Here is an 11,118-nt window from a genome sequence, read left to right on the forward strand (position 1 = left end):
GCTTCCACCGCGTCGAGTACATTCCTCGACTACCTGCGGCACCGCCCGCCCGGGCCGGCTGACCCGCCCCGCGAGCGTGGCCGCCGGGACCGCACCCCCGGCTGCCACACCTTTCACCGGCAAACGCGTCACGAGACGCGTTCGAGCATGTCCGCCCTGATCTGGGGACCCGTGAGCGCCTTGGAATAGACGCGCACGTCGTCGAGCGTGACCGGAATGTAGAGGTCGTCTGTGAACCCGTCCGATCCGAGCTGGAAGTCGCCAGGGGCGTACAGGATGGCCCGCGACGTCTCCAGGGACCGCTGCACGGCGCCGTTGACGTACACCGTCAGGGCGTAGCGGTCGGCCCGGTAATCGAACGTCACGGCGAGGTGGGTCCACTGGTCGACCGGCGGAGGCGGGAGAGTCACGGAGAGGGGTGTCCCGTCGGCCATCGTCAGGAGCACCTGGTAGTCCCTCGGCCCCCATGTCTTGACGGAGTAGCTCGGGTAGGGGGAGCCCGACGCCTTCTTCGCGACGATGTACCGCGGCCGGTCGTACGGTTCGACGGCCCTCGGCCGCATCCACATCTCCAGGGTGAGCCCGCTCGTCACCCGCAGGCTCGGTGGGTCGGGGACGACCATCCGCCTGCCGGTCCTCGGGAAGTCCAGGGCGGAGCCGTGCTTCCCCTCGGTCCAGGTGGCCCTGTCGACGGTGCCGTGGTTGCCCTTGCCGGAAGCGTCCCGGGCCAGGGTGCCGCTCCCCTCGTCGAGCGCGTAGGCGGCCAGGAGGGATCCGGTGGGCCGGTCGACGGGTCCCACGTCCGCGGCCGCCTCCTGCGACGGGGGGCCGTTCGTGAGGATGTCCCGGGCCAGGACGCGGTAGTAGTACCTGCCCGCCGGCTCGATGCCGGTGTCGGCGTACTTCGGCGTGGTGACGGTGGCGAGCAGCGTCTCGGCGGTGGGCTCGAAGCCGGCCGTCGACGAGCGGTGGACCTCGTACCCCGTGACCCCGAAGTCGTCGGTCGCCGCGGTCCACGACAGGTCGGCACGGGCCTTCCCACCGGCCGCGGTGAAGGCGCCCACCGCCGAGGGCGGATCGTCTGGAAGGGCCGCGGTGACGGGGGTCTCCATGTCGGCGCGGACCCGTGCCTCGTCGATGGCGGTACCGTAGACGCGCACCTCATCGATCACGCCGTCGAAGTCGGCCGAGGTGTCGTAGGCGCCGCCGATCGTGCGCTGGCCGTCGAACGACGGCAGCGGCACGGTCGCCTCCTGCACGGCGACCTGCGTCCCGTTCAGGTAGATGCGGAGCGCCGTCCCGTCATGGGTAACCGCCACATGGCTCCATGAGCCCTCCGGCACCTCGAATCCGTGCTCGTCCCCCGAGATGCCCGCGCATCCTTCGACCCCGCAGTAGACTGCGTACAGGGTTCGCCAGCGGTAGCCCACCACGAAGAAGCCGTTCGAGGAGTCCCAGGACTGCAGCTCCAGGAGGTTGCCGTCGGCGTCGGACGCCGGCTTGATCCAAGCCTCGAAGGTGAGGGCTCCAAGGGCTGCCCAAGCAGGGGTGGGGGGAATCGCCACCTTGCTCTCGACGTAGTCCTCTCCCGCGAAGGACAATGCCTTCCCGTGCTTTCCCGCCGTCCACGACGTTGCCACCGCCGTGCCAGGTTTGCCGCCCATGGAGTCGCCCACCGCCGTACCCCTGCTCTCCTCCATGCCGTACGCGGCGATGGGGACGGGATCGGTGAGGAGCGAGGCGGCCGACGCGGGGCCGACCGGCACAGCGGCCGTCGCGCTGAGAGCCATCGCCACCGCCACGGCGGCGGACGCCAGGAATCGAGGTAAACGGGGCATCGAACCTCCGTATCAGGGCCCCCGAGCCATGTGATGATCCACGTTAACGCGGACGAGCCGGTCTGGCGATCAATTAATTGCCCTCGCGGAGTTCGAGGTCGCCGACCGCTGTCTTGCCTCGTACGCGGCCCGAGAGCTGACCTTTATCTGTGTTTTCGAGCTCGAAGCTCTTCTCTCTGGAGAAGGTCCATTCATCAAGTCACGCGTCCATGATGGGGCACCTGACTCGACGATGCTGCGTTCGTACGGCCGGATGATCTATTGGGCGAAGTGCTAAGCGGGCCGTGCAACTCTGCCCGGACGTATACGTTACTCATTTGACTGTTCGCGCTGCTGTCAGGATCTGGCAGCGCGTCTTCCTATGTGGGTGCGCCGCCAACCGCTTCATGGCTCTATAACGCTTGAGCAGGGTTGTGATTTTGTCGTAGTCGCGTGCGCCGTTCAACTCGTCGAGCAGATCATCAGGGCATAACTCGTAGAGGTCGCCCCACCAGCGGCGCACCTTGTTGTCCCAGATCCGGTAGCCGCCGGGAACGGAACTCGGTGAAATCGAAACCACCCTCACCGACCACCCGGCCATCACCTCCGCCGCGGTCACCCTCCGCGAGGACACCCCCGGCGTCCAGCGGCTGATCGCCTACGTCGTCACCGCCGCCGGCGGCACCCCGCCCACACCGGACGAGCTCAAGGCCCACACCGCCCGCACCCTCCCCCCGTACATGATCCCCGCCGCCTACGTCACGCTCCCCGCGCTCCCCCTGACCCCCAACGGCAAGACCGACCGCAAGGCCCTCCCCGCCCCGGACACCGGCGGGCACACCACCCACACCCCGCCCGCCACCCCCACCGAGCACCTCATCGCCGGCATCTGGCAGGACGTCCTCGGCGCCGCCGACCCCGGCGTCCACGACGACTTCTTCGACCTCGGCGGCCACTCGCTCCTCGCCTTCAAGGTGATCACCCGCCTGCGCCGCGCCGGCTGTCCGGCGACGTTGCAGCAGGTCATGGCGCATCCCACCATCCACGAACTGGCGCGGGCGCTCAGCGAAGCCGTGCCCGAGCAGAGCGGGCTGATCGCCGAGGTACGGCCGGGGACTCCGGCGGCCACAGAGCGGCCCAACCTCTTCTGCATCCATCCCGGGGGCGGCCAGATCCACTCCTACCAGACGCTGGCCGACGAGTTGCGCGGGGAGTTCCGCGTCCTCGGGGTGCAGGCCGCCGGCCTGGCCGACGGCGAGGCGCCGCTCGAAGACATCCGTTCCATGGCCGAGCGCTACTGGAAGGAGATCGCGAACCTGCAGCCTGAGGGCCCGTACCGGCTCCTCGGCTGGTCGGCCGGTGCGGTGATCCTGCACGAGATGGCCCTCATGCGCCCCGACGACGTCGGCTCGGCGTTCCTGCTGGAGCCCGCCGTCACCGGGCCGCATCGGAGCGAACGCTTCAACGAGCTGGCGGAGATCTTCGGGCGGGCCGAGTCGCTGTGGCGGCGCGGGCAGACCGAGACCGGCCAGGCGCGGGAACGGACGCGACGGGCGCTGAAGCTCCTGGCCGGTCCGATGAACATCGACGAGGACGCGGTCGACCTCGACGAATGGCTGCCGTACAACGTCCTTCGCGCGGAATCGCGCGCGCTGGCCGACTATCGCGCCGCCACCTCCGGGGCCCAGGCCACGCTCGTCGTGAGCGACGAGATCCACCGACCGGGACAGGAACTGGACCCCTCCGGGGACCGAGAGCGGTACGTGGCCCACTGGAAGCGGCTCTACCCCCGCGGGCTGCGGATCATCGATCTCGACGGCGGCCATCACGACATGATCAAGGCCAGGGAATCGGTGTCGGCGATAGCCTCGGCGCTCGGCACCGGCCGGCGGCCGGAAACGCCCACGAATTCGAGGACATAACTATCCAGTAATGGCCGGCTCCGGATCGCGGAATAATCAATACATCGAAACCCCCGATCCGGACAGCAATAGCAGGTATCAAGAAAGGCCAGTGGCTGGAATGTCCCCAAGCTGTATCACCGAGAAGCGACCGAAGCCGTATGCGGTGCTCAGCAGCACTCCATCGGATTCACACACCTGGAATCTGTTGTACGTCCAGCTGCTGATGGAAGAGAACGGCTGGACGGTCACCAACCTCGGTGCCTGTGCGCCCGTCGCGATGCTCCTGGACGAATCGCTGCGCCGTGTACCCGACATGATCGTGATCAGCACGGTGAACGGTCACGGCGCCCAGGAGGCCCGGCAGGTGATCGCGGCGTTGCGCGCCGAGCCCTCCCTGTCCCGGGTGCCGGTCGCCCTCGGCGGCAAGCTCTGCGTCAGCGAGGACCGGGAACAGGCCGTCGTGGGCGAGCTGGCCGCCGCCGGCTACGACGCGGTGCTGGTCGGCGACGCCGCCGTGCCGGCGTTCCGGTCCCTGCTGGCCGAGGCGGCGGGCACGCCGGGACAGCACGCGAGGCGGCGGGCATGACGCCGGAGACGGCGCCCGCCGGGACGTTCCACGAGTTCATGGAGCGCGCCCGGCGGACGGGGACGCTGGTGGTCCAGCCGCGCATGGGATTCGGCACCGTCGAGCGGATGCGCGCCGGGCTGGTCGCCACGAAGAACGCGGACGCCGCCACCGTGGGGACCGTCACACTCGACAGCTACACCCGCGTCGGCGACTTCGCCGCGGCCGAGCGCGCGCTGCGCGCGGGTGACGAGCTCAACGGCTATCCGATCGTGACGCTGGGCCCGCAGGTCACCAGGGGCATGCTCGACGGCGTCCGCGACGGCGGTTTCCCTGTGCAGGTGCGCCACGGCTCCGCGTCGCCCGGCCCGATCTTCGGCGCCCTCATGGCGGCCGGGCTGGACGCCACCGAGGGGGGACCGATCTCGTACTGCCTGCCCTACAGCAGGACGCCCGTCAACCGGTCGGTCCACGCCTGGCGGGAGGCCGTCAGGCGGTTCGCCGCCCTGGCGGAGACGGGCGCCGTGCCGCACCTGGAGAGCTTCGGCGGGTGCATGCTCGGGCAGTTGTGCCCGCCCTCGCTGCTGGTCGCGATCAGCGTCCTGGAAGGCATGTTCTTCGCCCAGCAGGGCATTTCGAGCATCTCCTTGAGCTACGCCCAGCAGACGCACCCCGGCCAGGACGAGGAGGCCGTCCGGGCACTGCATGACATCGCGGCCGACCTGCTGCCGTCGATCTCCTGGCACGTAGTGATCTACGCCTACATGGGACGCTACCCCGCGACGCACCAGGGAGCGCTGAGCCTGCTGGCGGCCGCCGCACGGCTGGCGAAACGCAGCGGGGCGGCCCGCCTGATCGTGAAGACCGCCTCGGAGGCCAGCCGGATACCGTCCATCGCCGACAACGTGACGGCCTTGCGGGTCGCCGCGCGGGCCGGGCGGGCGGCCGAACGCGACCTCAGCCCGCCCGCGACGACCGGCATCGAGGAAGAGGCACGTTCGATCATCGAGCGGGTGCTCGACCTGCACGCCGATCTCGGCAGGGCGCTCACGTCCGCCTTCGCCCTGGGGTACCTGGACGTCCCGTACTGCCTGCACCCGGACAACGCCGGACGTACCCGCAGTTACATCACCGACGACGGCCGCCTGCAGTGGGCGGCGACCGGCGCGCTGCCGATCACGAGCGCGGGCGGCCGGCCGAAGGCGGGCGGGCTGACCTCCACGGAACTGCTGCACGCCCTGTCCTATGTCAGGGACCGCTACGACACCGGCGCTTTCGCCCACCACTAAGGGAGGTTCGACCATGACCACACAGCAGGACTTTCGCCCCATGACCACGCCCGCGTCGCGCGCCACGGGGCTGATGGCGGATGAGGTGCCCACGCCCCGGGAACATCTGACGTCGCCGAAGACCCAGGCGGTGCTCAAGATCCAGCAGGCGCTGGTGGCGGGGGCGCGCGAGCTCCTGTCATCGGAGGGCGCCGTCGAGCTGTTCCAGCCGCTCATCGGCCCCGTGACCGATCCGGGCGCACGCGGCGCCAAGCAGGTGGACGTGGACTACTACGGCCACCAGTACAAGCTGATGGCCAGCGCCATCCTCTACAAACAGACCTCCCTGGTCGCGTTCGACAAGGTGTTCTTCATCGCGCCGAACGTACGTCTGGAACCGCTGGAGACCAGCTCCACCCACCGGCACCTGGCGGAGTTCCACCAGATCGACGTCGAGTTCGCCGGCGCGTCACGCGACGACGCGATCGCCCTGGCCGAGCGGGTGGTACGCCAGGCGGTGCGCAAGGCGCTGGCCACCCAGCAGGACGCGCTGCGGCTGGTCGGCCGGGACACCGCGAAGCTGTCGGCGCTCGTCGAGCAGCCGTTCGAGGTGCTGACCCACACCGAGGTCCTCGACCGGCTCGGCCAGCCGCACGATCCGGGCACGGAGATCGGCTGGGAGGCCGAGGAGCTCATCTCCGGCCGCGCCGAGGCGCCGTTCTTCGTCGTCGACTACCCGAAGGGCTCGCGCGGGTTCTACGACAAGGAGGATCCCGCGCGGCCGTCCACGCTGATGAGCTTCGACCTGATCGCGCCCGAGTACTGCGGGGAGATCTGCAGCGGCGGCGAACGCGAGTCCGAGTACGCCAAGATCGTCACCCGCATGCGGGAGACCGGCGAGAACCCCGCGAAGTACGGCTGGTACCTGGACGTCGTGCGGCAGGGCATCCCGGGCAGCGCCGGCTTCGGCATCGGCCTGGAGCGGCTGACCCGCTGGGTGGCCGGGCTGGACTCGGTCTGGCAGGCGAGCGCCTACCCGAAGCTTCCCGGGGTGGTGTCCCCGTGAGCGCACTGCGAGCGCCGGGATTCCCGGAGCAGGACGTACGGCGGCGGGCGCGCGAGGGCGGCGCGGCGGTGTTCCCGGCCATGGACCAGTACGGCGTGACGGTCTTCGGCGCGGCCGCCACCGTGCCACAGGACGAGATCGACGCGTACCGCCTGGTACCGCCGGTGTCCATGCCGCGGCGGCTGGAGAAGCTGATCGAGCTGGGCAGGGAGCCCCTGTACGCGGACGTGTCGCTGGACTCGTCGTTCGGCGGGTTCGACGCGCCGCTCCCGCTCTTCCTCACCGCCTTGGGGTCGACGCGGGTGGCGGCCGCCGGGTGCGACCTGGCCCGGCAGGCCGGCAGGCTCGGCCTGCCGATGGTGATCGGGGAGAACGTGGCCCCGGTCAGCGGATTCCGTTCCGCCGGGAAGCACCGCGCCCTGCTGGAGCGGATCAGCGCCTACGCCGAGGCGGCGAGCGGGGCGGCCACCGGAGGAGTGGTCGTCCAGCAGAGCACCGAGGACGCCAACGCCGAGGTCTGGAACCACGTCTACACCGAACCCTCGGTGCGGGAGCTGATGGACTCGGGACGGCTGGCCTTCGAGCTGAAGGTCGGCCAGGGCGCCAAGCCGGGGCTGGGCGGCCTGACCATGGTCGACGAGGAGACCTCGCGGCGGCTCAGCGGCCAGTACGCCATGGAACGGCTCCAGACCGGCGGGCCGGTGCTGCGCTGCAGCAGCCCGGGCACGTTCACCGACGAGATCCTGCGCCAGCAGGTCCATCTGATGCGGAACAACTATCCGCGGGCGCGGTGCTGGGTCAAGCTGCCACCGGCCCGCGACGTGGCCGAGGCCGCGGCCGTGGCGTGGCGGGCGGGCGCGGACGCGGTCACGGTCGACGGCGCCGAGGGGGGCACAGGGTGGGCGCCAGGCGCCTTCCTTGATCACGTGGGCCTGCCGTTGCATGAATGCCTGCGGCGGCTCGGCCCTCCCATGGGCACGCTGCTCGCCAGCGGCCGCGTGTACGACGGCGCACGCGCGGTCAAGGTCCTGGCACTGGGCGCCCGGGCGGTCGGTTTCGGACGGGCGGCGCTGGTCGCCGTCGACGAGGACCCCGAGCAGGGGCTGATCCGGTTCGTGGAGTCCCTCGCCCTGGAGATGCGGCTCCTGATCAGCGCCCTTGGCAAGTACGCCGCCTGCGAGCCGGGCCCGGAGGACCTGTGGAGCCCGCAGGAGTCCCGCGGCACGGCGAGCCATGACGCGCCCAGTGGGGCCGGCGAGTCACCGATCCGCCCTGACAAGCGAGAGGTCTTCGCGTGATATACGCCAACGCTTATGACGCCGTCATGGATGACGTGTTCGTCGCCCTGCCCTACCTGTCGCGGCGCGCCGACGTCTACCTGAAGATCGAGGGGTTCAACCCGGCCGGCTCGATCAAGCTGAAGACCGCCATCGGGCTCATCGAGGACGCGGAGCGCGGTGGCAGCGTGTCGGTGGGTGTCCCGGTGATCGAGTCGTCGTCGGGGAACCTCGGCATCGCGCTGAGCTCCATCTGCGCGGCCAAGGGATACCCGTTCACCTGCGTGGTGGATCCGAACACCTCGGAGTCGGCCATCGCGCACATGCGGGCGCTGGGCGCCGAGGTCGTGACCGTGCGGGAGACCGACGCCAACGGCGGTTACCTGCACTCGCGCATCGCCTACGTCCGCGAGCGGCTCCGGCGGCAGCCCGAGATGGTGTGGCTCAACCAGTACGCCAACCCCGCCAACGCGGCGGCGCACTACGAGCGGACGGCCACGAACCTGCTCGCCGGGCTGCGGCACATCGACTACCTGTTCGTGGGAACCGGCTCGACGGGAACCTTCGTCGGCTGCGCCTCCTACCTGCGCGAGCACTCGCCGCACACCCGGATCATCGCGGTGGACTCGGTGGGATCGGTGACGTTCGGCGCCGAGGCGGGGCGCCGCTGGATCCCCGGGCTCGGTGCCAGCCGCCGTCCCGAGCTGTGCCGGCCGGAACTGGCCGACGAGGTCGTCCACGTGCCGGAGGAGGACGCGATCCGGGAGTGCCGCCGCGTCGCGCGCAACACCGGGCTGCTGGTCGGGGGCTCGACCGGATCGGTGCTCGCGGCGATCGCGGGACGCGAAGACCGATTCCGCGACCGGCCGCGCGTCGCGGCCATCTCGCCCGACCTCGGTGACCGCTACCTGAAGACCGTGTACGACGACGACTGGGTGAACGACCGGTTCGGCTGTGTCCCCACCGCCAGGGCCCTCGGCCTCGTCGGTGCTCCGGAGGCAGGGTGAGCGGACCGCGCGAAGCGGTGAACCCCTGCCGGTCGGGGCGATCCGGGAAACGATCACCATCAGGTTCGATGTGATCGTTTCCCGGATCGCCACCGGGCGGCAGGGGTTCACGGATCGCCCCCGGACGGAGGGGCCACGGATCCCCAGGGACTACGGTTCAGAGCTCCGCCGGGTCGATGAGCCTCTTCGCGATGGCCACCGCGCCCAGCTGAAAACGGCTGCGTGTCCCGAGGCGTTCGGCCAGCCGGTCCGACAGCCGGCGCACGGTGCGCAGGGACACCTCCATCCGGCGGGCGGCCGAGGCGTCGGTGTGCCCCTGCGCCCACAGTTTCAGGATGTGGACCTCCTGCGACGACAGGTCGCCGCCGCGACGCGGCCGGCAGTCTCCCAGGGGCTCGGCCTCCGCCCACAGCTTCGAGAACAGCGTGACGAACGAGTCGACGACCACATCGCAGCCGACGGTGAGCGCTCCGGCCATCCCGGTGAGGTTGCTGACCGAGACCACCGCGTGGCGCCGGTCGAATATCCGCACCCTGGCGGGCAACGTGGGCAGGGTGCGCACGTCCGCGCCCGCCCCGATCTCCCGTCGCAGGTGGGCCATCGTGGGTTTGTCGTTGCGCACGCTGTCAAGGACGATCGAGCGCGACAGGACGCCACGGGCCAGGATGTCCTCGTCGATCGTTCGGGCGCTGTCGAGAGCCGGCGTGTGGCCGGCGAGCCGGAGCGACAGGTACTCCTCCCGGCAGTCGTCGGCCAGCCGGGCCGTACGGGCCCGCACCGCCGCGCCGCCGATGATCCACTCGACTCCGGCGGCGTCCTGGGCGCTCCGCTGGCCGCACGACGCCAGCAGGCGCGCGACCGTCAGCCGGCTGTCCTCCACCTGCTGCTGGTGTCGTGCCAGCTCGGCCTGCTGCCGGGCCAGCAGCGCCGCCAGGCCGACCTCCGGCTCGATCGCCGTCCAGCCGTCGTATCCCGCCTCGCGCGTGATCAGCTCCAACCGGGCCAGGTGCTCAAGGGCGAACTGGACGGTCACCTCGCTGAGCGCCATGAGCTCGGCGAGCTTCTCCGTGCTCGCGTTGGGATTCTCCACGACGGTCTGGTAGACCGATTCCGCGGTCGTGTCGAGCTCGAAACCCTGTCGCCGATCGTGCGACCACCCGTTGAACCGCTCGGGGGTCGACCGGCGTACCGACAGTTCAGGCAGCGCGACCATTCTTGACGCCTTTCTCTGGCTCCGCATCGGTAAGAGCACTCTCAGCGGAGATGTCGATCGCCGGCGCGACCCGGCGCATCTGTGACCACTCGGGCCGCAGCCCGGGCACGACGATGGCGACCAGGTAGAGGCCGCCGACGATCAGCAAGGCGCCGTTCAGCCCCGACACCGCGAGAACGGCCGCGGCGAACGGGCCGCCGAAGGGGATACCGGCCCAGGCAAGCGCGCTGGTGAGCGTACGGACCCGCCCGAGCAGCCGCCCGGGGATCCGCTCGTAGCTCACGGCGCCGATGATCGGGTTGACGAATCCGGAGCCGAGTCCGCCGACGGCGAAGACCGCCAGCACGGCCCACAGCGGGATGCTCAGGGCCATCGCCACGAAGCGGGGGATCCCGCCGATCACGAATCCGACCATGTAGACGATGTGGCGGGGCAGCCGGTCGGCGAGCGTGGCGGCGAGGAGGGCGGCCAGGATGGACGTGCCCGCGAAGACGCTGACCACCAGGCCCACCGTTTCGGCTCCGTACCCCGACTCCAGCGCCCACACCGGGAGCAGGACCGCCATGAAGGCCTGGTCGAGCAGGTTGGTCGCGACCAGCATCCCGGCGATGGAGCGCAGCAGGCGGTCCTGGCGGAGGAACGCGGCGCCCTGGCGCAGCCGGGCGAGGTACCCCTCCGCCTCGGTCGTCGTGAGCGCGGCGGGATCGGGCGCCGGATCGGCGAGCGTGGCGGTGGTTACCACGGCCGCCAGGCCGAACAGGGCCGCCGAGAGCCAGAGCGACTGGGCGCCGCCGAACGTGGCCACAAGGACGCCGGCGGCGGCGGGCCCCGCCACCGTGGCGGTGCGTTCGATCGCGGCGATGAGCCCGGTGCCGCGTTCGATCGGCGCCCGGGCCGCCCGGGTGACCGTCGACGCCTTCAGCGCGATCGTCCACCGCGAGAAGGCCTACGCGTACGGCGTCGAGATGGCCAAGAAGCTCAAGGACCTCATCCCCCGGCAG

At 70.6% G+C, this 11,118-nt stretch carries 10 protein-coding genes and 1 pseudogene; 7 read left to right on the forward strand and 4 right to left on the reverse strand.

Going from position 1 to position 11,118, the window contains the following annotated elements; all coding sequences use genetic code 11:
- Nucleotides 1-128: 128 nt before the first annotated feature.
- Complete coding sequence (locus tag AB0B89_RS18625) at nt 129-1,838, reverse strand: LamG-like jellyroll fold domain-containing protein (RefSeq protein WP_358553906.1); 1,710 nt, start codon at nt 1,836-1,838, stop codon at nt 129-131.
- A gap of 313 nt (nt 1,839-2,151) precedes the next feature.
- Nucleotides 2,152-2,436, reverse strand: a complete 285-nt coding sequence (locus tag AB0B89_RS18630) for a hypothetical protein (protein ID WP_358553909.1) — start codon at nt 2,434-2,436, stop codon at nt 2,152-2,154.
- Here AB0B89_RS18630 and AB0B89_RS18635 point away from each other — a divergent pair.
- From AB0B89_RS18635 to sbnA, 7 genes and pseudogenes are all read left to right on the forward strand, one after another.
- Nucleotides 2,417-2,554: pseudogene (locus AB0B89_RS18635) on the forward strand (hypothetical protein); the annotation flags it as partial. The gene AB0B89_RS18630 and the pseudogene AB0B89_RS18635 sit on opposite strands and share 20 nt — an antisense overlap.
- A 3-nt stretch (nt 2,555-2,557) precedes the next feature.
- The gene (locus tag AB0B89_RS18640; RefSeq protein WP_358553910.1) at nt 2,558-3,739 is read left to right on the forward strand and encodes a thioesterase domain-containing protein; all 1,182 of its coding nucleotides are present in this window, start codon (nt 2,558-2,560) and stop codon (nt 3,737-3,739) included.
- A 100-nt stretch (nt 3,740-3,839) separates the two neighbouring features.
- Complete coding sequence (locus AB0B89_RS18645) at nt 3,840-4,307, forward strand: cobalamin B12-binding domain-containing protein (protein WP_358553912.1); 468 nt, start codon at nt 3,840-3,842, stop codon at nt 4,305-4,307.
- Nucleotides 4,304-5,575: a methylaspartate mutase gene (locus tag AB0B89_RS18650; protein ID WP_358553914.1), complete on the forward strand. Its 1,272-nt coding sequence runs from the start codon at nt 4,304-4,306 to the stop codon at nt 5,573-5,575. Before AB0B89_RS18645 ends, AB0B89_RS18650 begins: the two co-directional genes overlap by 4 nt.
- A 13-nt stretch (nt 5,576-5,588) precedes the next feature.
- A complete protein-coding gene (locus AB0B89_RS18655) occupies nt 5,589-6,620 on the forward strand; it encodes an asparagine synthetase A (RefSeq protein ID WP_358553916.1) in 1,032 nt (343 codons plus the stop codon).
- Nucleotides 6,617-7,918, forward strand: coding sequence for a glutamate synthase-related protein (locus AB0B89_RS18660; protein ID WP_358553918.1), 1,302 nt, complete (start codon nt 6,617-6,619; stop codon nt 7,916-7,918). The genes AB0B89_RS18655 and AB0B89_RS18660 overlap by 4 nt, the downstream gene beginning before the upstream one ends.
- Before the next feature lie 26 nt (nt 7,919-7,944).
- A complete protein-coding gene (gene sbnA / locus AB0B89_RS18665) occupies nt 7,945-8,904 on the forward strand; it encodes a 2,3-diaminopropionate biosynthesis protein SbnA (protein WP_358553920.1) in 960 nt (319 codons plus the stop codon).
- Between the two features lie 157 nt (nt 8,905-9,061).
- Here sbnA and AB0B89_RS18670 read toward each other — a convergent pair whose 3' ends face one another.
- Together AB0B89_RS18670 and AB0B89_RS18675 are read right to left on the reverse strand one after the other, a co-directional pair.
- Entirely contained in the window at nt 9,062-10,117 is a 1,056-nt protein-coding gene (locus tag AB0B89_RS18670) for a helix-turn-helix transcriptional regulator (protein ID WP_358553922.1), read from the reverse strand.
- Nucleotides 10,101-10,952 carry an MFS transporter gene (locus tag AB0B89_RS18675; RefSeq protein ID WP_358553924.1) on the reverse strand — a complete coding sequence of 284 codons (852 nt, stop codon included), beginning with the start codon at nt 10,950-10,952 and terminating at the stop codon, nt 10,101-10,103. Before AB0B89_RS18675 ends, AB0B89_RS18670 begins: the two co-directional genes overlap by 17 nt.
- Between the last annotated feature and the right edge of the window lie 166 nt (nt 10,953-11,118).

The organism is Sphaerisporangium sp. NPDC049002 (assembly GCF_040649355.1).
Classification (GTDB): domain Bacteria; phylum Actinomycetota; class Actinomycetes; order Streptosporangiales; family Streptosporangiaceae; genus Sphaerisporangium.